This is a genomic window from Oryzisolibacter propanilivorax, assembly GCF_900103645.1.
Taxonomy (GTDB): Bacteria; Pseudomonadota; Gammaproteobacteria; order Burkholderiales; family Burkholderiaceae_C; genus Melaminivora; species Melaminivora propanilivorax.
Map to the genome: position 1 here is coordinate 71,909 of NZ_FNHP01000002.1, position 20,726 is coordinate 92,634.

The following is a 20,726-nucleotide window of genomic DNA, read 5'->3' on the forward strand; positions in this document are numbered from 1 at the left end:
ATTTTTGCCATGAAGAACATCGAGGAACTCAAGAGCACCGGCCTGAAGGCCACCCTGCCGCGCCTGAAAATTCTCGAGATCTTCCAGAGCGGCGCGCAGCGCCACATGACGGCCGAGGACGTGTTCCGCGTCCTGCTGGACGAGCGCTCGGACATCGGCCTGGCCACCGTCTACCGCGTGCTCACGCAGTTCGAGCAGGCCGGCATCCTGATCCGCAGCAACTTCGAGGGCGGCAAGGCGATCTACGAGCTCAACGAGGGCGAGCACCACGACCATTTCATCTGCACCGTGTGCGGCACCGTCGAGGAGTTCTACGACCCGGAGATCGAGAAGCGCCAGACGCTGATCGCCAAGCAAAAGGGTTGGGTGGTGCACGACCACGCGATGGCGCTGTACGGCCAGTGCGCGAAGTGCGCGGCCGGCAAGAACCGCGGCTGAGCTGCCTCCGGCCAGCCTATTCCCCGGCCTGCTCCATCGCCCGGCGGTGGCGCTGCACGAACTCCTGGTAGGTGTCGATGCCGCGCAGCTGCAGGATGGTGTTGCGCACGGCAGCCTCCACCAGCACGGCGATGTTGCGCCCGGCCACGACCTGGATGATGACTTTCAGCACCGGCACGCCCAGCACGCCCTGGGTCAGCGGCTCGTAGGGCAGGCGTTCGTACTCGCGCTCCATCGTCTCCTTGCGCACCAGGTGCACGATGAGCTTCAGGCGCATGCGCCGGCGCACCGCCGATTCGCCGAAGATGGCGCGGATGTCCAGCAGGCCGATGCCGCGCACCTCCAGCAGGTTCTGCAGCAGATCCGGGCACTTGCCCTCGATGGTGGTCTGGTTGATGCGGTACAGGTCGACCGCGTCGTCGGCCACCAGGCCGTTGCCGCGCGAGATCAGCTCCAGCCCCAGCTCGCTCTTGCCCAGGCCGGACTCGCCAGTGATCAGCACGCCCAGGCCCAGGATGTCCATGAACACGCCGTGCATGGTGGTGCGGTCGGCGAAGTGCTTGGACAGGTAGGTGCGCAGCACATCGATGACGAAGGCCGCCGAGTCGGGCGTGGAAAACAGGGGGATCTGCGCCCGCTCGCACATCGACAGCAGCTCCGGCAGCGGCGCCTGGCCGTCGGCCAGCACCAGCACCGGCGGCTCCAGCGTGACGATGCGGGCAATGCGCCGCTGGCAATCTTCCGGCGTCGAGTTGGACAGATAGGCGATCTCACGCTCGCCCAGGATCTGCGCGCGGTAGGGATGGATGTAGTTCAGGTAGCCGACCAGGTCGGCGCTGGAGCGCGCGGCGCGCACTGCCACCTCGGTGAAGCGCCGCTCGGAGGCACCCAGGCCGGCGATCCACTGCCACTTCAGCAGGCCGCGGAATTCCTCGAACAGGGCGTCGGCGCTGACGACGTTGGGTTTCACGGCGGCGCGGCCCGGCCGGGCATCAGGGCGTCACAGGTCCGGCGCCGGCTGCGGTGCCTGGGCCGAGCGCCAGCTGGAGATCATATGGTGCAGCTCGGCCGCGTCCTGGCAGGACTTCATGCGCTCGCGCAGCGCGCTGTCGCTGAGCAGCTCGGCGATCTCGGACAGGATCTCCAGGTGCTTTTGCGTCGCCGCCTCGGGCACCAGCAGGAAGATCAGCAGCGCCACGGGTTGCTCGTCGGGTGCATCGAAGCCGATCGGCTGGGCCAGCTGGAACACCGCCGCCATGGGCGACTTCAGGCCCTTGATGCGCCCGTGCGGAATGGCCACGCCATGGCCCAGGCCGGTCGAGCCCAGGCGTTCGCGCGCGAACAGGCTGTCGGTGATCAGAGCCCGGGACAGACCGTGCTGACTTTCAAACAGCAGCCCCGCCTCTTCGAACGCGCGTTTCTTGCTGGTGGCATCGACGCTCACGAGCACATGCGCGGCAGGCAATATGGAAGCAAGTCGGTTCATGGTGAATTGACGGGGATTATGCATCCCCTGGCGAAAACCCTTGGAGTGTATCCAGCAGCAACAAAAAACCGCCCGGGTGGGCGGTCTTCCGGCCTTGTGCGCCTGGATGGGCGCGGATCAGGCGATCAGGCGTTTCAGGCAGCGGCGTCGGCTGCCTGCTGCAAGGTGCTGCGCCGCACGTTGGCTTGGTGGTCCTGCACCTTGTCCTTGTAGCGCACCACCATGCGGTCCAGCTTGTCCATCAGCTCGTCGATGGCCGCGTACAGGTCGGCGTGCATGCTCTCGACGAACAGGTCGCTGCCCTTGACGCGCAACGTGCATTCGGCGCGCTGGCGCTTGTCCTTTTCCTTCTGGTTTTCCACCGAGAGCAGCACCTTGACATCAACCACCTGATCGAAATGGCGCAGGATGCGCTCCAGTTTCGAGGTCACGTAGTTGTGCAGCGCCGGGGTCACTTCGAGGTGATGTCCGCTGATCGTCAAGTTCATGAATGAAGCCTCCTGCGACTGAACTGAGGAAAGGGCCGTCCCGGCAAGACAACCAGCACCGGTGCGGCGGGGGAACTTGAATGCATCCAGATCTGGCAGCCACTATGCGCGCGGCACGCGGCCTTGGCAACGCGATTCCCAATGCCGCGCACGGGAAATGGCGCAAGGGCGCCAGAGCCGGCAGAATCGTCTGCTGGCGCTGCAACCGGCCTGCACCTGCCGCTCGCTAGAATCGCGCCGCCCCCAACGCCCTGCCGGCCACGGCGCGCGCCGCACCGCCGCCCTGCGGCAACATCCATCCCCTCTCCCTGCCCCTTGCGCCCGCCATGACCCAGCCCCGCCCCGCCGCCCTGCACACCTCGGCCCTGACCTCGCTGCCGCTGTTGGCGCGCGGCAAGGTGCGCGACAACTACGCCGTGGGCGAGGACCGCATCCTGATGGTGGCCAGCGACCGCCTGTCGGCCTTCGACGTGATCATGGGCGAGCCGATTCCCGGCAAGGGCGAGCTGCTGACGCAGATGGCGCTGTTCTGGTTCGACCGGCTCGGCCACATCGTGCCCAACCACCTGACCGGCGAGGCGCCCGAGAGCGCGGTCACCGCCGCGGAGGTCCCGCAGGTGCGGGGCCGCTCGATGCTGGTGCGCCGTCTGACGCCTCTGCCCGTGGAGGCGGTGGTGCGTGGCTACCTGGCCGGCAGCGGCTGGAAGGAGTATCAGGAATCGCGCTCGGTCTGCGGCGTGCCCCTGCCCGAAGGCCTCACCAACGCCGCGAAGTTGCCGCACCCCATCTACACCCCCGCGGCCAAGGCAGCGGTGGGCGAGCACGACGAGAACATCACTTTCGAGCGCACGGTGGAGATGATCGGGCTGGACCTGGCCACGCGCATCCGCGATATCTCCATCCAGCTGTACGAGGCAGCCGCCGCCATCGCGCTGGACAAGGGCCTGATCATCGCCGACACCAAGTTCGAGTTCGGCCTCGACGCGGCCGGCCAGCTGGTGCTGATGGACGAGGTGTTGACCCCCGACAGCTCGCGTTACTGGCCGCTGGAGGGCTACGCGGCCGCGCTGGCCGCCGGAGAGAATCCGCCCAGCTACGACAAGCAGTTCGTGCGCGACTGGCTGGAGCAGGCCCAGGTGGCCGGCAAGCCCTGGGACAAGACCGCGCCGGCGCCGCGCCTGCCGCAGGATGTGATCGAGCGCACTGCCGCCAAGTACCGCGAGGCACTGCAGCGCCTGACGGCCTGAGCCTGAACCAGTCGGCGGCGGTGGGCCTGGCCAGGCCTAAAGCGCAGGACTCAGGCCCGTTCAATTCAGCTCAGTACCACGCTGGACAGCCGGCGGCGGTAGCGTGCTACCACCGGGTCCTCGGGCGGCACCTGGCCTTCGGCGACCTTGGGCCGGGGCGGCTCGATGATCTCCAGCACCGCCACGTAGGCCTTGCGCGCGGCGCCATCGTTCCAGCCCTTGTCGCGCATCAGGATTTCCAGCAGCTCGTCCATGGCGTCGGTCCAGCGCTGGCGCGCGATCAGCCAGCGGGCGCGGCTGAAGCGCGCCTCGAAGTCGCGTGGGCTGGCGGCGATTTTTGTGTCAAATCCAGCCAGAGCCGAATCATCGCGCTGGCCTGCAGCTACGAAATCGAGAGCATCGAGCCAGACTTTCAGCGCGCCCAGGCGCTGCACGCCCTCGGCCTTGGCGATGACCGGCGCGAACGCCACCTTGGCGTCGTCCTCGCGGCCCAGCTGCAGCAGCAGGCGCACGTAGTCGTAGCGCGCCTCGTCGTTGGCCGGGTCGGTGGCCACGGCGTGCTGCAGCCGCTCCAGCGCGCCCTCGGTGTCGCCTTCGGCCAGCGCCTCGTGCGCGGCCTCCTCCTCGGCCTGGCCGGCCAGTTCCTCGACGCTGGGCAGGTGCTTGTCCAGGAAGGCGCGCAGCTGGCCCTCGGACTGCGCCCCCATGAAGCCGTCCACCGGCTGGCCGTTCATCAGCAGGATGCAGGTCGGGATGCTGCGGATGCCGAAGGCGGCGGCGAGTTGCTGCTCCTGGTCGGAGTCGATCTTGACCAGCTTAAAGCGGCCGTCGTACTCGGTCTCCAGTTTTTCCAGGATGGGGCCGAGCGTCTTGCACGGGCCGCACCACGGCGCCCAGAAATCGACCAGCACGGGCAGCTGCATCGACGCGGCGATGACCTCGGTTTCAAAATTCTCTACGGTGACGTCCATCATGTTCTTCAGGCCCTCGGGAAGTGAACGCGCGCGCGGCGCGCGGGTGGTCGGGGATCGTGGCGCCGATTGTCTGGCATCGCGGCTCGCCGCCTAAAATCGCGGGCTTCCCCCACACAACCCGGGACGCCGCCCGCGCGCCCCGCCCCACACATGAACCCCCTCCAGATCGGCGTGGTCATGGGCTCTTCCAGCGACTGGGAGACCATGCAGCACGCAGTCGCCATCCTCGAGCAGTTCGGCATTGCGCACGAGGCGCGCGTGGTCTCGGCGCACCGCATGCCCGACGACATGTTCGCCTACGCCGAAGGCGCGCAGGCGCGCGGCCTGAAGGCCATCATCGCCGGCGCCGGCGGTGCGGCGCACCTGCCCGGCATGCTGGCGGCCAAGACGCTGGTGCCGGTGCTGGGCGTGCCGGTGGCCAGCCGGCACCTGCAAGGCGTGGACTCGCTGCACTCCATCGTGCAGATGCCCAAGGGCGTGCCGGTGGCGACGTTCGCCATCGGCGCGGCCGGCGCGGCCAACGCGGCGCTGTTCGCCGTGGCGCTGCTGGCCGTGAATGACCCGGCGCTGCGCGCCCGGCTGCAGGACTTTCGCGACCAGCAGACCGCCGCCGCGCGCGCCATGGCGCTGCCACCGGTGCCGGCATGAGCGCGCACGCCATCCTGCCCGGCGCGACGCTGGGCGTGCTCGGCGGCGGGCAGCTGGGGCGCATGTTCGTGCACGCCGCGCAGGCCATGGGCTATGCCACTGCCGTGCTCGACCCGCAGGCGGTGAGCCCGGCCGGCCTGGCGAGCCACCGGCACATCCGCGCCGGCTACGAGGACCGCGAAGGCCTGGAGGCGCTGGCGCAGTCCTGCGCCGCCGTGACCACCGAGTTCGAGAACGTGCCCGCCGGTTCGCTGGCACAGCTGGCGCGCAGCGTGGTGGTGTCGCCGCCGGCGCAGGCGGTGGCCATCGCGCAGGACCGCGCGGCGGAAAAGGCCCACTTCGTGCGCTGCGGCGTGCCGGTGGCGCCGCACGCGCTGATCGACTCGCAGGCGGCGCTGGCCGCGCTGGACGCCGCGCCGCTGCTGCCCGGCATCCTGAAGACCGCACGGCTGGGCTACGACGGCAAGGGCCAGGTGCGGGTGACGACCAGCGCCGAGCTGGCCGACGCCTGGCAGCAGCTGGGCGGCGTGCCCTGCGTGCTGGAGAAGATGCTGCCGCTGGCGCAGGAGTGCTCGGTGATCGTCGCGCGCGGCGCCGACGGCGCCCTGGTGCACCTGCCGGTGCAGCGCAACCTGCACCGCGGCGGCATCCTGGCGGTGACCGAGGTTTTCGATGGGAATGTGCCTCCAGCCCTCGAAAATCAAGCGCTGGCAGCTGCGAAATCCATAGCAAACGGCCTGCAGTACGTGGGCGTGCTGTGCGTCGAGTTTTTCGTGCTGCAGGACGGCAGCCTGGTGGTCAACGAGATCGCCCCGCGCCCGCACAACAGCGGCCACTGGAGCCAGGACGGCGCCGATGTCTCGCAGTTCCAGCTACAGGTGCGCTGCATGGCCGGCCTGCCGCTCACCGCACCGCGCCAGCACAGCCCGACCATCATGCTGAACCTGCTGGGCGAGCTGTGGCGCACCGCCGTGGACGGCACCGCCCTGGCCCCGCCGTGGGCCGAGGTGCTACGCCTGCCCGGCTGCCACCTGCACCTGTACGGCAAGGACCAGCCGCAGCCAGGGCGCAAGATGGGCCATCTGAACATCACCGGCGCCGACGCGCGGACGGTGCGCGCCACCGCGCTGCGCGCCGCCGAGCTGCTGGGCATCGAAGCGTTCTGAAGGCATCCGCCATGATCCTGGACGCCAGCCTGCCCGCCTCGATCGACGCCGCCGCGCAGGCGCTGGCGCGCGGCGAACTGCTGGGCCTGCCCACCGAGACCGTCTACGGCCTGGCCGCCAACGCCGACGACGCGCAGGCCGTGGCGCGCATCTTCGCCGCCAAGGGCCGGCCGGCCGACCACCCGCTGATCGTGCACCTGGCCGACAGCACCCAGGTGCCGCACTACGCGCGCGAAGTGCCGCTGTTCGCCCAGCAGCTGATGGACGCCTTCTGGCCCGGCCCGCTCACCCTGATCCTGCCGCGCCTGCCGGCACGCGCCGCCGCCGCTGCCGCCGGCCAGGCCAGCGTCGGGCTGCGCTGCCCGGCGCACCCGGCGGCGCAGGCGGTGCTGGCGGCGTGTGCGCAGTTGTCCGCGCCGGTCCACGGCCTGGCCGCACCCAGCGCCAACCGCTTCGGCCGCGTCAGCCCGACCACGGCGGCGCACGTCGCGGCCGAGTTTGGGCCGGATCTGCTGGTGCTGGACGGCGGCGCCTGCCCGGTCGGCATCGAATCCACCATCGTCGACTGCACGCGCGGCGTGCCGGTGCTGCTGCGCCCGGGCGCGGTCTCGCGCGCCGACATCGAGCGCGCCTGCGGCCTGCGCCCGCTGTCGAAGGACGAGCTGCAGGCGGGCACCCCGCGCGCCTCGGGTACGCTGCTGGCCCACTATGCTCCGGCCGCGCGCGTGCGGCTGATGGACGCGCGCCAGCTGCAGGCCGGGCTGGAGCTGCTGGGCGCGGACGCCGCCCACCTGGCGGTGTATGCGCGCACGCCCCTGGCCAGCGCCGCGCGGCGGGTGTTGCTGCGCGCCATGCCGCAGGACGCCGCCGGTGCGGCGCGCGAGCTGTTCGCGGCGCTGCGCGACTTCGACGACGCCGGCGTGCGGCTGATCTGGATCGAGACGCCACCGGACACGCCCGACTGGGAAGGCGTGCGCGACCGGCTGGCGCGCGCCGCCGCGGCCGCCGACGCCTGAGCGCCCGGCGGCCAGACCGGCCTGCCTTACACTGCCAGCCACTTTTTCTTGGAGAAATTCATGGCAGCAAACTGGTTGCGCCGCACCTTCGTGGCCGCGGCATGCGCATCCGCCGCGCTCCTGGCCGCGTGCGGCTCCAGCTCCACCGAATCGGCGCTGACGCCCGATCGACTGATCGCCTTTGGCGACGGCTTCGCCGACGTTGGCCAGACCGGCTCGCGCTACACCATCAACGACGGCAGCGCGAACGTCTGGACGCTGCAGGTGGCTGAGCGCTACGAGCGCCCGCTGCAAAGCGCCTCTGCTGGCGGCCTGGGCTATGCCCAGGGCAACGCGCGTGTACAGGCCACGCCGGATGCCGCCGGCCAGGCCGCGACGCCGACCGTGACGGCGCAGATCGACCAATTCCTGGCCGGCCACGCCTTTGCTGCCAACGACCTGGTGATGCTGAGCGCCGGGGTTTCGGACATCATCGCCGGCATGGCCGCGGTGCGCGCCGGCACGCAGACCCCGGACCAGTACGTCGCCGGCGCGCGCCAGGCCGGCGAGGCGCTGGCCGCGCAGGTGCGCCGCCTGGTGGGCGCAGGGGCGCAGCACATCCTGCTGACCGGCACCTACGATCTGGGCCGCTCGCCCTGGGCCAAGGCCATCGGCCAGCAAGACCTGATCAGCCGCGCCAGCAGCGCCTTCAACCAGGGTCTGCTGGTGAGCATCGAGGACCTGGGCAAGAGCGTGCTGTACATCGACGCCGCCTACTACGTGAACGTGTTCGAGGGCTCGCCCGCCTCGTACGGTTTCGACAAGAGCGACACGCCGGTGTGCACCTCGGTCGATCCCGGCCCGGGCATCGGCATCGGCGCCGGCGAGGTCAACTCCGCGCTGTGCACCAGCGCCACGCTGCTGCCGGGCGCCAAGCCCGAGCGCTATGTCTTCGCCGACAAGGTCTACCTGACCCCTGCGGCGCAGCGCCAGTTCGGCGACTACGCCTACGACCGCCTGCGCACGCGCTGGTGACGCGGGCGCGGCGCCGGCAGTGGCGCCGCCCTGGTTTTTTATGAAATCGGCCTCTAGCCCATATAGAACAAGGACTGGTAGCTATCGAAACAGTAGCTTGAAGCCGTCTTGAAGAGCAAAAAAAGGCCGGCGCTCCTGACGGAGCGCCGGCCTTTTTCCTGGGCGCCGCACCAGTGGCGCCGCGCAGGTCAGAAGCGCCAGCCCACGCCGATCGCCACCACGTCCGGGTTCAGGCGCATGTCGATGCTCTGGCCGCTGGACAGGTGCGAGGTGGTCTTCAGGAAGCTTTTGTAATAGGCCACGTCCAGGAACATCCGCTCGGTGAAGTTCCAGACGAAGCCGACCTGCGGCGTCAGGCCGAACTTGTTGTCGATGCGCGCCGTGGTCGGGTTGGCGGGCGTGCCGCCGGTGACCGCGGTGAGCGCGGCGGTGCTGCGGTTCTTGAAGAACTTGCTGTAGGTCACGCCCAGGCCCACGTAGGGGCGGAAGGTGGCGTTGGCCTCGCCAAAGCGGTACTGGGCGAACAGCGTCGCCGGCACCACTTTGGTCTCGCCCAGCTTGCCCACGCCGTCGATGGCGCCGTCGCCATAGAAGGAATGCTTGAACGGCAGGCCGATGGGCAGGTCCAGCGCCCAGTGGTCGGTCAGCATGTAGGTGATGCCGCCGGTAAGCGCGGTGGCCGAGCCCACATCCACCTTGGTGTTGGGAAAGCTGGGCGCGGTCAGGTTGTCGCTCTTGGTCTGAGGCGCGATGTGGGTGGCGCCGGCGCGCAGGCTCCAGCTGCCCGCGGACTGGGCGTGGGCCAGCGCGCAGCCCGCCAGCAGCGCCAGGGCGCAGCCGGTGCGCAGAAGATGCTGTGTCATGGTGAAGGGTGTCCTCGTGGTTCGACGCAATGGGGGGCTCACAGCCAGCCGGCCTGCGACAGCGAGCGCGACACCAGCTGGCCCATCAGCTGGTGCGTGTAGGGCGTGGGATGGAAGCCGTCGGAGAACGAGTAGTGCTGCCACCAGTCGGGCCCGCTGGCCCCCGCCGGCGGGTGGGCCGACAGCGCCGCCGCGGTGCAGGTGGCGAAGGTGTAGGTCGGCAGGCCCTTGGCGTCCACGCCGGTGACCGGGCACACCGGGGTGGTCACGTTGGTATAGGCGAACTGGGCCGGGTCGTTGATCTGGTCGCGGAACGAGCCGTAGAAATCGGCGATCACCACCCGCGCGTCGCCGGCGAACTGCTCGTTCAGCTTGGCGTTGAAGGCGCGCACCCAGCCGTCGAACAGGCCTTCGGCCTGCGCCGCGGCAGCCGCGCCATTGGCCTGGGCGACGGCGCCCAGCACGGTGCGGAACTTCGGCGTCAGCGTCACCGGCGGCATGTTCAGGATGGCCACGCGCGGCGCGCCCTTGGCCAGCGCCTGAGTCTTGATGGTGGTGGCGAAGCGCACCGCCAGCGCCTGCATGTAGGCGCCGCCGGCCTGGGCCATGCCGGTGGGGCCGGCGGCCAGCAGCTGCTTCACGGTGGCTGCGTCCAGCACGCTGGACAGCAGCGCGGCGTAGCTGGCGCCGCCATCGCGTGGTGCGGCCAGGTAGGCGCTGATCAGGTCGGCGGCGTCGTTGCCGCCGCCATCGACCAGCAGCAGGTCGCCCGGCCCGTAGCCGGCAGCGCCGGCGTCGGCCAGTTGGCGCAGGATGGACTGCGGCCCGTTCGGGTTCTCGGTGAAATTGATCGCGCCCTTACCAACGGCATAGTTGGTGCAGTTGGCGCGCGTGGCCAGGGTGCCGCTGGTCAGGTCGTAGTGCGGGCACAGGCTCTGGCCGTAGCTGGTGGCCACGCGCTCGGGCCAGATGGGCGTGGAGCCGGCGCCAGTGGGTGCCGTGCCCTGCACGGTGAATTTCAGGCCAAAGGTGCCGCTGTCGGCCAGGCTGTCGCCGACCACCTTGACCGAGGTCACCGGCGCGGCCGGCGTGGTGTCGGCACCGCCGCCACCGCAGGCCGCAACCAGGCCCGCCGCCGCGGCCGCAGCCGCCCAATGCATGCGAAATTTCATCGAAGACTCCAGGGGGTTGGAAATAGTACGATCGTTCTTTTTTATATCCTAACCCTGGCGCAACGCCGGTTTCAGCGGGTAAACACCAGCAGACAAACCGGCGTCGGCCTATTCGCGCGGCACGCTGGCGCGCCGGTCGTCCTGCACCCAGTCCACCAGCGCATCCAGCGCCGGGCGCGCCGCCGGCGCCTGCGGGTGGTTGACGATGGCCACCACCACCCAGCGGCGCCCGCTGGCACCCAGCACATAGCCGGCCAGTGCCGTCACGTCGCGCAGTGTGCCGGTCTTCAGGTGCGCCGAGCCGGAGGCCTGGCCCGGGCGGCGGCGCAGCGTGCCGTCCACCCCGGTGATCGGCAGCGAGGACATCAGCTCGGGCATCACCGGCGAGGCCCAGGCGTGCTGCAGCATGCGCGCCAGGCCGCCCGCGCTCAGGCGCGCGTCGCGGCTCAGGCCGGCGCCGTTGTCCATCATCAGCGGACCGCCGGCTTTCACGCGCTCGTCCCACCAGCGCGTCAGCAGCGCGCGCGCGGCGTCGAAGCTGCCACGCCCCTGGCGCTGCAGCGCCAGCGTCAGGAACAGCTGCTGGGTCATGACGTTGTTGCTGTACTTGTTGATGTCGCGCACCACCTCGGCCAGCGGCGGCGAGGCCACGCTGAACGCCGGCACCAGCCCGGCCGGTACCTGTCCGTCGCGCACCCGCCCGGTCAGACTGCCGCCCAGCTCGCGCCACATGCCCTCGATGGCGCGCGCGGCAAAGCCTGGCGGGTCGGCCGGCGCGATCGGCCACTGGCGCTCGCCACAAGCCGCCGGGTAGCTTCCTTGCAGGGTGATGCGCGCCGCATCCTGCAGCTGCGCGCGCAGCCCGGCGCGCCAGTCGCCGCAGGCACTGCCGGCGGGCGCCAGCGGCACGCTGGCCGGCAGCTCGACGTGCGCCAGCGGCGGCTCGTGGCTGATGCGCGCCACGCCGGCGGTGGCATCCGGCAAGAAGGTCAGGGTCAGAGTCTTGTAGTTCACCAGCAACGCATCCGGCGCGGCGTTGTACGGGCGCCAGGGCTCGCCGTCGAACTGCGCGGCGTCGTGCGGCGCGCTGTCGAAGGCGCTGCGGTCCAGCACGATGTCGCCCAGGATCACCGACACCCCCTGTGCGCGCAGGCGGCGCAGCAGCAGCCACAGCCGCTCGACCACCAGCTGTGGGTCGCCCTGTCCCTGCACATAGACGTTGCCGCGCAGGGTGCCGCCCTGCGGCTGGGCGTCCAGGTAGACCGGCGTCTGCCAAGTGAAGGACGGGCCCAGCATGTCCAGCGCCGCGTAGGTGGTCACCAGCTTCATGACCGACGCCGGGTTCAGCGGCGCGTCCGGCTGCAGCGCCAGGCGCGGCGCGGCCCGGCCGTCGACCTCCATGACAACCGCCGACAGCGCCTCGCGCGGCACCTGGGCGCGGTTCAGCGCGGCCTCGACGGCTGGCGGCAGCAACGCCCCGGCGTGCGCCTTGTGCGGCACCGGCGCGGCAGCGCAGGCCGGCAGCACGGCACCTGTCGCCAGGCACAGCGCCAGCAGCGCCGGGCGCAGCCGGCGGATCGGGAAACGGACGGAGCAGGAAAAAACGGGCATGGAAGCGTCAGTCTAGGTGCGGAGCGCGGGCGCCGATAATCGCCGGTCCATGAATCTGCTTGCCTTCGACACCAGCACCGACACCCTGTCCATCGCCGTGCAGCACGGCGACCGGGTGCTGGAGCACAGCGGGCCGGGCGCGGCGCAGGCCTCGACCACGCTGCTGCCCGCCATCCGCGCGCTGCTGCGCGACGCCGGCCTGTCGCTGGCCGACCTGCAGGCGCTGGTCTTCGGGCGCGGCCCGGGCTCTTTCACCGGGCTGCGCACCGCCTGCGCGGTGGCCCAGGGGCTGGCGTTCGGCGCGCGCGCCGGGCAGGGCCTGCCGGTGCTGCCCGTGGACACCCTGCTGGCGGTGGCCGAGCAGGCGCGTGCGCAGCACGGCTGCACGCGCGTGCTGGCGACACTGGACGCGCGCATGGACGAGGTTTATTGGGCGCCGTTCGAGTGGCAGTCTGCCGAAGGCGGTGGGCGCTGGCAGGCGCCGCCGGATTTTTCGCTGACCGCGCCCGAGGCGGTGGCCGTGCCCGCCGGCTGGACCGTCGCCGGCAACGCCCGCGCCGCCTACGGCGAGCGCCTAGCGCCCGCCGCGCCGCAGGTGGCCGCGCTGCCCACCGGCGCGGCGCTGCTGCGCCTGGCGCCGCAGCTACTGGCGCAGGGCGCGGCGGTGCCGGCCGAGGCGGCGCTGCCGCGCTACGTGCGCGACAAGGTGGCGCAGACCACCGCCGAGCGCGCGGCGGCGCGCAGTGCGGCGCAGGCCGGCGGAACGCCATGAGCCCGGCGCAGCCCCTGGCCCCGCAGCCCGACGCGCCGGCGGTGACGCATGCGCGCTTCGCGCTGCTCGGCATGGGGCTGCTGGACGCGCTGATGCAGGTCGAGCAGGCCGCCTATGCCCATCCCTGGTCACGCGGCAATTTCGTCGACGCCATGGCCGCCGGCTACCAGTGCCAGCTGCTGCTGGCCGAGGGCGACGAAGTGCTGGGCTACTTCATCGCCATGCGCGGCGTGGACGAGGTGCATCTGCTCAACCTGACCGTCGCCCCCCGGCACCAGCGCCAGGGCTGGGCGCAGGTGCTGCTGGACGCGCTCGACCTGTGGGCGCGCAGCCAGGGCGCGCACTGGGTCTGGCTGGAGGTGCGCCAGAGCAACCAGCGCGCGCGCGCCATCTACGAGCGCCACGGCTACCGCTGCGTCGGCGAGCGCAAGCACTATTACCCGGCCGAGGACGGCCAGCGCGAGACCGCCATCGTGATGAGCCTGCCGCTATGACCCTGTCCCACCTGGACGCCCGCCAGCGCGCCATGCTGCAGGAAATGGGCATTGCCCTGCCGCTGCTGCAGCCGGCCCGCGCCGAGCGCGGCGCGCCGCCTGCAGCGGCCGGGCCGGCTGACGCCGCACCGGTTGCTGCCGCGCCACTGGCCGAAGAGGCCAGGGCCGGTGCGCGGCGCCCGGCCGGCACGCCGGTATCCGATGCACCGCCGCCCGCTCCGGCGCAGCAGCAGCCAGCCGCCCCTGCCGCGGCCCGCCCGGCAGACGCCGCCCCGGCGCCTGTCGGCGAAGTGCTGCTGGGCCCGCTGCTGGCGCCCTACGCGCAGCAGGACGTCCCGGCCCCGGCCACCGGCGGCTGGCTGGTGCTGCTGGAATGTGCCCAGCCGGGTGACCCGCTGGCGGGCGACGCCGGCCGGCTGTTGCACCACATGCTGCGCGCCATGGGCCTGCACCACCAGCCGTGCACGCAGCTGGCGGCCCTGCTGCCGTCGTCCGCCCCCGCCAGCGCGCCGGGCCGGCCGCTGGCGCAGGTGCTGGCCGAACGCCAGCCGTGCATGGTGCTGCTGCTGGGCCTGGGTGCGGCACGCGCGGTGCTGGGCAGCCCGCAACCCCTGGCGCGCCTGCGCGCACGGCCGCACCGGCTGGCGGACGGCACGCCGGCGGCGGTCAGCCACGACCCGGCCTACCTGCTGCTCGCGCCCCAGGCCAAGGCTGGCGCCTGGCTGGACCTGTGCCGCGCACTGGCGCGGGTGCGCCCCGACAGCACCGCCCCCGGCTGATCGCCCTTCGGCCCGCGCAGCCCGCCGCGCAGGCCGGCGGATGCCATAATTTCACGTTTGCCGCGCACGCCGTGCGCGGCACATTTTTTCGCACCCACACCTTCATCCGCCATGGAAAGCTGCCCGAGTCGGTAGCTTTCAGCCTCCCGAGCTGTCGCCGGTGCGGGCTGAAAGCGCCCCAGCCCCACCCGCACACGCCAAGAACACAGGGAGAGTGAGCCATGCTCAACATCTTTTCGCTCGCCAATGGGCGACTGGTCCAGGAAGAGATCGAATCGCTGGAGGAGCTCAAGCGCTTCCAGCCCATCTGGGTCGATCTGCAGTCGTCCACGCCCGAGGAAAAGCGCTGGGTCATGCAGCACTACGGCCTGTCCATCCCGGCCGACGTGATGGACGAGGACATCGAGGAATCGGCGCGTTTCTACGAAGAAGACAACGGCGAGCTGCATCTGCGCAGCGATTTCCTGGTCGATGACGACGAGGAGCCGCGCAGCGTGCGCGTAGCCTTCATCCTGAACCAGCACAACGCCGAGCTGGCCAGCTGCGGCGTGCTGTTCTCCATCCACGACGAGGACATTCCAGTGTTCCGCCTGCTGCGCATGCGCGCGCGCCGCGCCCCGGGCCTGATCGAGGACGCCAAGGACGTGCTGCTGGCGCTGTTCGACACCGACGTGGAATATTCCGCCGACACGCTGGAGGGCATCTATGACGACCTCAAACAGGTCAGCGAGCAGGTGCTGGAGGGCAGTGTCACCGACGACTACGCGCAGACCGTGCTGGCCGACATCGCCTGGCAGGAAGACCTGAACGGACGCATCCGGCGCAACATGCTGGACACGCGCCGCGCGGTGAGCTTCATGATGCGCAGCAAGATGCTCGGCGCCGAGCAGTTCGAGGACGCGCGCCAGATCCTGCGCGACATCGAGTCGCTGGACAGCCACACCCAGTTTCTGTTCGACAAGATCAACTTCCTGATGGACGCGCTGGTGGGTTTTTTGAACATCAACCAGAACAAGATCATCAAGATCTTCTCGGTGGCCAGCGTGGCGCTGCTGCCGCCCACCCTAATCGCCAGCGTCTACGGCATGAACTTCCGCGTCATGCCCGAGCTGGAGTGGAAGTACGGCTACGTCTACGTGCTGCTGCTGATGGTGGCCAGCGCCGTTGGGCCAATGCTGTATTTTCGCAAGCGCGGCTGGTTGAAGTAGAGAACAACCCCCTGCGCGGCTGCGCCGCTTTCCCCCTTCTCTGGCGCGCGCTGCGCGCGCTGGGAAAGGGGACGACGCTGGTGGACGGGCAAAGCCGGATCCACGGCGTCTGCTGGCATAGGACGGCACCTGAATTGGGGTCAGATTCCAATTAGCGCCTGAATGGGGCTCGGACTCCAATTGACTGCCTGTCTTGCCTGCAGCGGTCTGGCAGCCAAGATTTTGCTACTCAATCAATAGCTGGAAGCCGTTGAAAGGCAAGGGCTGGAGGCACTTTCATGCCTCACAGCCCTGGCTGCTCCACTCAGCGCTTGGTGCCCACGAACACCGTGTGCGCGCGCTGGCCCGAGACCTGCAGGCCGGCGGTCAGGATGCGCAGGCCCGACACGCGCCCTTCCTGGTCAAACAGCGCCGCCGCCGCGCCCGACTGCGACGGCCCGGTGGAGAGCTCGCAGCCGATGGTGTTGGACGGCACCAGGGTGCTGGCCAGGTAGCCAAAGGCTTCCACCCGGTACAGGTTCTGCGGCTTGCCGCTGTCGGTGGTGCCCAGCAGCGTGCCGACGATCTCGCAACCGTTGCTGGTGGTGCCGGTGATGGAGCCATCGGCCGCCACCGAGACGTTCACCGTATGCCCGCCGAAGCCGGTGCCGGCCATGGTGTAAGTGCCGACGATCATGTTGACGTTGGGCACCACCCCGGCAGGCAGGGCATACAGCGGGTCGGGCTGCATGATGAAGCCGGTCGGGTAGCCGCCCGGCTGGCTGACGTAGCTGTAGCTGCCGCTCATGCGCGTCGCGGCGCCGCTCTGGCCGGTGCTTTCCAGCACGGCATCGACCAGCACCCCGCCGACATAGCCGCCCTGGTAGTCGCCCGTGCCGCCGGCCAGGCGGTCGAAGAATACGCTGTCGTTGGCGCTGACGAAACGGTTCAGGCTGGCATCCTCATAGCGGATCAGCCGCCCATACAGCGCGTTGTGGTTGAAGCTGCTGTTGGTGTAGAAGAAGAAGCCCCCGTCGGGCAGCACCGAACCCCAGACGCTTTCGTCGCCGCGCACACCCGCGGGCAACTGCAGCGTGCCGGCCCAGTTGCCGGTGATGGACAGCGGCGTCGGCGACGGGATGACCGGCTGCTTGGGATCGGCCAGGCCGTTGAGCACATAGGTGTTGGGCGTACCGGTGGTGTTGCGCGTGAACATCCAGATGCCGTTCGGCGTCTGGCTGCCGGTGGCATAGCGCAGCACCGCGATGCCCGATTGCTGCGTGCCGGCGTAGGGCCCGCAGGTGGCCTCGTCGCCCACCAGGCTCATGCTGACCGAATACAGCGCCGAGTCGGGCGCGCGCGGCGTCGCCGTGCCCTGCACGCTGCAGTTGCCTACCCGGCCGGACACCGTTCCGCGCAGCGAGATGCTCAGCACCCACGATCCACCGAACAGGCCCGAGCCACGGTAGGTGCCGGCCAGCAGGTCGGCGCGCGCCGGGTAGTTGTTCAGCGCGCTGTAGCTCATCTTGAAGCTGGTCGGCGTGCCGGTGGCGGCCGCCGTCGCCGCCGGGCTGGTGTAGTTGCCGCTCAGAGTGGCGGGCTTGCCGGTGACCGGGTTGGACGAGGCCGTGCCGCGCAGCGTCAGGCCGTTGGCGAACTTGCCGTCCTGCACGGAGAAATAGGTGACGCCCGTGGCCTGCACGGTGGTCACGTCGGTGCGCAGCAGGCCGTACAGGCTGTCATAGCCGGCCGAACCGGCGGCGCCGCGCGCGAAATAGAACTCGCCGCCTTTGCCGTCCACGCCACCATCGACAAAACCGATCATGACGCGCTGCGCCGTGCCGGTGCCGGCCGTGCCCTCCCAGATGCCCGCCGGATATTGCTGCGTCCCGGGTGCCGGGCCGACTTCGGCGCCATCGTCCGAACCACCGCCACAGGCCGCCAGCGTGGCGACCATGGCGGTGCAAAGCAGTTGTCGGGCATGCAGGAGCAGGCGGGAAGAGCGCATGGGGAAAGGGCCTCGTGCAGGCAATCGAAGGGTGACGGAATGCGCGCCGCGAGCGGGCAGCGCTGGGGTTCGGCGCATTATGCGCGGCACCTGCACGCATGGCAGCGTCCGCCTGTGAACAATGCACAACCCGGACCGCGCCCGGCGGCGGCCCGAGAAAAAAGGCCCGGCCTCCCATGAAGGCCGGGCCTTGCAGCACGCAGGCGCGCCGCGCTCAGAACGGAATGTCGTCGTCCATGTCGTCGAACCCGGAAGCCGCACGCGGCGCCGGTGCCGGCGCCGGGCGCGCGACCGGCGCGGGCGCGGGCGCGGGCACGGGCGCGCGTGCCGGCGGCGCGGCGCGGCGCGGCGGCGCGTCGTAGCCGCCGCCGGCGTCGCCATAGCCGCCGTCGTCATACCCGGCACCGCCGCCCTGGCCGCCGCCCATGCCCTGGCGCCCGCCCAGCATCTGCATGGTGTCGGCGCGGATCTCGGTGGTGTAGCGCTCCTGGCCGCTCTGGTCGGTCCACTTGCGCGTGCGCAGCGCGCCCTCGACGTAGACCTGCGAGCCCTTCTTCAGGTACTGGCCGACGATCTCGGCCAGCCGGCCATTGAAGACCACGCTGTGCCACTCGGTGGCTTCCTTGTTCTCGCCGGTGTTCTTGTCGCGCCAGCGGTCGGTGGTGGCGATGCGCACGTTCGCCACCTGGTCGCCGCTGGGGAAGGTGCGCATTTCCGGGTCGCGGCCCAGGTTGCCGACGATGATGACTTTGTTCACGGATGCCATGGCTGTGATGTCCTGCTTGGGAGTTGATGACAGCCCGGATGACGAAAGGAAAAACCCGGGCCAGATAGGGAAACGGCGCCCCGCAGGTGGCAGCGCGGCGCCGGTGCGCAGCATAGCGGCGTGACGCCTCGCGTGCGCGCGCACCCGTGAAAAATGGGGTTCAGCAGCCGGAATACAAGGCCGCCGCGGGCCTCAATGCCCGGCGCCGCGTGCCACCGGCTTGAGTGGCCAGGTAATGGCCAGCCACAGCGCCGCCAGCAGCGCGGTGGCGGCGAACAGCCCCGGCGCGCCGGCCCACTTGACCAGCGCCCCGCCCAGCGCGCCGCCGGCGAACAGGCCCAGCGACTGCAGCGTGTTGTAGGCCCCCAGCGCCGCGCCGCGCAGGTTGTCCGGCGCCATGCGCGAGACCAGGCTGGGCTGCGTCGCCTCCAGCATGTTGAAGCCGCAGAAGAACAGGAACAGCAGCCCGCCCAGCAGCGCCACCGACGGCAGCGCGCCGCCGGCGGTCAGCAGCGCCAGGGCCAGCTGCACCAGCAGCACCAGCGCGATCGACAGCAGCAGCGCCGCGCGCAGGCGCCCGCGCCGCTCCATGGCGAACAGCCCGCCCATGGCGACGATGGACAGCACCAGCGCCGGCAGGTACAGCTGCCAGTGCGCGTCTTTTGGCAGCCCGGCGCGCACCAGCAGCGCCGGCACAGCCACCCACATCGCCATCTGCACCGTATGCAGCGCGAACACGCCGGCGTTCAGGCGCAGCAGGTCGGCATGGCGCCACACCGCCGACAGCGGCGCGCGCGGCGCGTCGTGGTGCCGCGCGGGCTCGGGCGGCACGCCCCAGACCACCAGCGCGATGCCGGCCAGCGCCAGCGCGCAGGTCAGGCCGAACAGCCCGGGCAGCCCGCCCCAGGCCGCCAGCGGTGGCGCCGCCACCAGCGCCACGGCGAACATCAGTCCGATGCTGATGCCCACCAGGGCCATGGCCTTGGTGCGCACCACCTCGCGCGTCTGGTCGGCCAGCAGCGCCGTCACCGCCGCCGACACCGCCCCCGCGCCCTGCAGCGCCCGGCCCACCAGCAGCCCGGTGATGCTGTCGGCCAGCGCCGCCACCAGGCTGCCGCCGGCGAACACCAGCAGGCCGATCACGATGACACGCTTGCGGCCCAGCCGGTCGGACGCCAGGCCCAGCGGCAGTTGCAGGAAGGCCTGCGTCAGCCCGTAGATGCCCATCGCCAGGCCGACCAGCGCCGGGTCATCGCCGCCCGGGTACTTGCGCGCCTCCAGCGCGAACACCGGCAGCACCAAGAACAGGCCCAGCATGCGCAGCGCGAAGATCAGCGCCAGGTTGATGCTGGCGCGGCGCTCGTGCGGCGTCATGGCGGTGGAGGGGCGGGATTCGGAGCGGCGTGGTGGCACGGGTGGGACAAACAGGTTCAGGGCCGAAGCAAGCCTGTGATTCTCGCGCATGAGGGCGCCCGACGCGGCGCCGGCGTGCGGCTGCAGGCCGTACCGCACCGCTACAGGGGTGCGCCCATCCCAGGGCGACGCAGCGCGCCGGCGGCCTTCATTTTCAGCAAAAAAGGCTTGCAGCCCTTATTACACAAGGGCCTGCAGCTATCAAATTCGATAGCGACGGTTCACAACCCCAGCATCAGCCGCAGGTTCTGCACCGCCGCGCCGCTGGCGCCCTTGCCCAGGTTGTCCAGGCGCGCCACCAGCACCGCGTGGCGGTGGTCCTCGTTCGGAAAGACGCGCAGCTCCAACTGGTTGGTGTCGTTCAGTGCCGTAGGCTCGAGCTTGCCGTCCTCGGTCGGCGGCAGCACGCGCACCCACTGCTCGGGGGTGTTGCTGGCCGCATAGTGCGCGGCCAGCGCATCGTGCAGGTCGGCCGCGCGCGGCTGGCCGGGCAGCAGGTCCAGGTGCAGCGCCAGCTGCACCAGCATGCCCTGGCGAAAGTTGCCCACGGAGGGCGTGAAAATCGGCCGGCGCACCATGCCGGTGTACTTCAGGATCTCGGGCAGGTGCTTGTGCGACAGGCCCAGCGCGTACAGCTCATAAGGCGCGGCGCTGCCGGCCTCGTAGGCCTCGATCATGGTGCGCCCGCCGCCCGAATAGCCGCTGACCGAGGGCAGCGCCAGCGGGTGGTCCGGCGGGATCAGCCCCGCATCCACCAGCGGGCGCAGCAGGGCAATGGCGCCGGTGGCGTAGCAGCCGGGGTTGGACACGCGCGCCGCCTGGCGCACCAACTGCGCCTGGCCGTGGCACAGCTCGGCGAAGCCATAGACCCAGCCGGCCGCCACGCGGTGCGCGGTCGAGGCGTCGATCACGCGGATGGTGCGCCCCACCTCGCGCTCCACGTCCTCGACCATGGCCACCGTCTCGCGCGCGGCGTCGTCGTGCAGGCACAGCACCACCAGGTCCACGCCGGCGATCAGCGCGCGCTTGGCGGCCGGGTCCTTGCGCTTGTCCGGGTCGATGCTCACCAGCTCCACCTGCGACAGCGTCTGCAGGCGCTCGCGGATCTGCAGGCCGGTGGTGCCGGCTTCGCCGTCGATGAAGACCTTGTGGGGCTGGGTCATGGGTGGTGCTCCTGTGCTGTG

At 70.6% G+C, this 20,726-nt stretch carries 21 protein-coding genes; 10 read left to right on the top strand and 11 right to left on the bottom strand.

Going from position 1 to position 20,726, the window contains the following annotated elements; all coding sequences use genetic code 11:
- The first annotated feature begins 9 nt into the window (after nt 1-9).
- Nucleotides 10-438 carry a ferric iron uptake transcriptional regulator gene (gene fur, locus BLQ61_RS03135; RefSeq protein ID WP_091566636.1) on the top strand — a complete coding sequence of 143 codons (429 nt, stop codon included), beginning with the start codon at nt 10-12 and terminating at the stop codon, nt 436-438.
- A gap of 16 nt (nt 439-454) precedes the next feature.
- Here fur and hprK read toward each other — a convergent pair whose 3' ends face one another.
- From hprK to hpf, 3 genes are all read right to left on the bottom strand, one after another.
- Nucleotides 455-1,408: an HPr(Ser) kinase/phosphatase gene (gene hprK / locus BLQ61_RS03140; protein WP_091566638.1), complete on the bottom strand. Its 954-nt coding sequence runs from the start codon at nt 1,406-1,408 to the stop codon at nt 455-457.
- Nucleotides 1,409-1,438: 30 nt separating this feature from the next.
- The gene (locus tag BLQ61_RS03145) at nt 1,439-1,924 is read right to left on the bottom strand and encodes a PTS sugar transporter subunit IIA (RefSeq protein ID WP_091566640.1); all 486 of its coding nucleotides are present in this window, start codon (nt 1,922-1,924) and stop codon (nt 1,439-1,441) included.
- A gap of 134 nt (nt 1,925-2,058) precedes the next feature.
- Nucleotides 2,059-2,412, bottom strand: a complete 354-nt coding sequence (hpf, locus tag BLQ61_RS03150) for a ribosome hibernation-promoting factor, HPF/YfiA family (protein ID WP_091566642.1) — start codon at nt 2,410-2,412, stop codon at nt 2,059-2,061.
- Between the two features lie 326 nt (nt 2,413-2,738).
- On the opposite strand from hpf, the gene BLQ61_RS03155 reads away from it, so the two are divergent.
- A complete protein-coding gene (locus BLQ61_RS03155; protein WP_091566644.1) occupies nt 2,739-3,659 on the top strand; it encodes a phosphoribosylaminoimidazolesuccinocarboxamide synthase in 921 nt (306 codons plus the stop codon).
- A gap of 65 nt (nt 3,660-3,724) precedes the next feature.
- On the opposite strand, the gene trxA is transcribed toward BLQ61_RS03155, so the two are convergent.
- Nucleotides 3,725-4,633, bottom strand: coding sequence for a thioredoxin (gene trxA / locus BLQ61_RS03160; RefSeq protein ID WP_091566646.1), 909 nt, complete (start codon nt 4,631-4,633; stop codon nt 3,725-3,727).
- 150 nt (nt 4,634-4,783) lie between these two features.
- Here trxA and purE point away from each other — a divergent pair, with 150 nt between their 5' ends.
- Genes purE through BLQ61_RS03180 form a run of 4 tightly spaced genes read left to right on the top strand, consistent with a single transcriptional unit; the run spans nt 4,784 to nt 8,477 of the window.
- Entirely contained in the window at nt 4,784-5,281 is a 498-nt protein-coding gene (purE, locus tag BLQ61_RS03165) for a 5-(carboxyamino)imidazole ribonucleotide mutase (protein WP_091566647.1), read from the top strand.
- On the top strand, nt 5,278-6,447 hold the full coding sequence (locus BLQ61_RS03170) for a 5-(carboxyamino)imidazole ribonucleotide synthase (RefSeq protein WP_091566649.1): 1,170 nt from the start codon (nt 5,278-5,280) through the stop codon (nt 6,445-6,447). Before purE ends, BLQ61_RS03170 begins: the two co-directional genes overlap by 4 nt.
- 11 nt (nt 6,448-6,458) lie before the next feature.
- Complete coding sequence (locus BLQ61_RS03175; protein WP_091566651.1) at nt 6,459-7,463, top strand: L-threonylcarbamoyladenylate synthase; 1,005 nt, start codon at nt 6,459-6,461, stop codon at nt 7,461-7,463.
- 60 nt (nt 7,464-7,523) lie between these two features.
- On the top strand, nt 7,524-8,477 hold the full coding sequence (locus BLQ61_RS03180) for an SGNH/GDSL hydrolase family protein (protein WP_091567456.1): 954 nt from the start codon (nt 7,524-7,526) through the stop codon (nt 8,475-8,477).
- A gap of 188 nt (nt 8,478-8,665) precedes the next feature.
- Here the strand turns inward: BLQ61_RS03180 and BLQ61_RS03185 are convergent, their stop codons facing one another.
- From BLQ61_RS03185 to dacB, 3 genes are all read right to left on the bottom strand, one after another.
- Nucleotides 8,666-9,340 carry an OmpW/AlkL family protein gene (locus BLQ61_RS03185; protein ID WP_091566653.1) on the bottom strand — a complete coding sequence of 225 codons (675 nt, stop codon included), beginning with the start codon at nt 9,338-9,340 and terminating at the stop codon, nt 8,666-8,668.
- Nucleotides 9,341-9,378: 38 nt separating this feature from the next.
- Nucleotides 9,379-10,512, bottom strand: coding sequence for an SGNH/GDSL hydrolase family protein (locus BLQ61_RS03190; protein WP_091566655.1), 1,134 nt, complete (start codon nt 10,510-10,512; stop codon nt 9,379-9,381).
- Nucleotides 10,513-10,620: 108 nt separating this feature from the next.
- The gene (gene dacB / locus BLQ61_RS03195) at nt 10,621-12,123 is read right to left on the bottom strand and encodes a D-alanyl-D-alanine carboxypeptidase/D-alanyl-D-alanine endopeptidase (protein WP_091566657.1); all 1,503 of its coding nucleotides are present in this window, start codon (nt 12,121-12,123) and stop codon (nt 10,621-10,623) included.
- A gap of 49 nt (nt 12,124-12,172) precedes the next feature.
- Here dacB and tsaB point away from each other — a divergent pair, with 49 nt between their 5' ends.
- The 4 genes from tsaB (at nt 12,173) to corA (ending at nt 15,376) form a co-directional block, all read left to right on the top strand.
- Complete coding sequence (gene tsaB / locus BLQ61_RS03200; protein ID WP_091566659.1) at nt 12,173-12,895, top strand: tRNA (adenosine(37)-N6)-threonylcarbamoyltransferase complex dimerization subunit type 1 TsaB; 723 nt, start codon at nt 12,173-12,175, stop codon at nt 12,893-12,895.
- Nucleotides 12,892-13,389, top strand: coding sequence for a ribosomal protein S18-alanine N-acetyltransferase (gene rimI / locus BLQ61_RS03205; RefSeq protein WP_175488205.1), 498 nt, complete (start codon nt 12,892-12,894; stop codon nt 13,387-13,389). The genes tsaB and rimI overlap by 4 nt, the downstream gene beginning before the upstream one ends.
- On the top strand, nt 13,386-14,168 hold the full coding sequence (locus BLQ61_RS03210; protein ID WP_091566661.1) for a uracil-DNA glycosylase family protein: 783 nt from the start codon (nt 13,386-13,388) through the stop codon (nt 14,166-14,168). Before rimI ends, BLQ61_RS03210 begins: the two co-directional genes overlap by 4 nt.
- A 221-nt stretch (nt 14,169-14,389) precedes the next feature.
- Entirely contained in the window at nt 14,390-15,376 is a 987-nt protein-coding gene (gene corA / locus BLQ61_RS03215) for a magnesium/cobalt transporter CorA (protein ID WP_091566663.1), read from the top strand.
- Between the two features lie 304 nt (nt 15,377-15,680).
- Here the strand turns inward: corA and BLQ61_RS03220 are convergent, their stop codons facing one another.
- The 4 genes from BLQ61_RS03220 to argC form a co-directional block, all read right to left on the bottom strand.
- On the bottom strand, nt 15,681-17,363 hold the full coding sequence (locus BLQ61_RS03220) for a hypothetical protein (RefSeq protein WP_245703815.1): 1,683 nt from the start codon (nt 17,361-17,363) through the stop codon (nt 15,681-15,683).
- Nucleotides 17,364-17,577: 214 nt separating this feature from the next.
- The gene (ssb, locus tag BLQ61_RS03225) at nt 17,578-18,129 is read right to left on the bottom strand and encodes a single-stranded DNA-binding protein (RefSeq protein WP_091566667.1); all 552 of its coding nucleotides are present in this window, start codon (nt 18,127-18,129) and stop codon (nt 17,578-17,580) included.
- 192 nt (nt 18,130-18,321) lie between these two features.
- Nucleotides 18,322-19,503 carry an MFS transporter gene (locus BLQ61_RS03230; protein ID WP_091566669.1) on the bottom strand — a complete coding sequence of 394 codons (1,182 nt, stop codon included), beginning with the start codon at nt 19,501-19,503 and terminating at the stop codon, nt 18,322-18,324.
- Nucleotides 19,504-19,763: 260 nt separating this feature from the next.
- On the bottom strand, nt 19,764-20,705 hold the full coding sequence (argC, locus tag BLQ61_RS03235) for an N-acetyl-gamma-glutamyl-phosphate reductase (protein ID WP_091566671.1): 942 nt from the start codon (nt 20,703-20,705) through the stop codon (nt 19,764-19,766).
- Between the last annotated feature and the right edge of the window lie 21 nt (nt 20,706-20,726).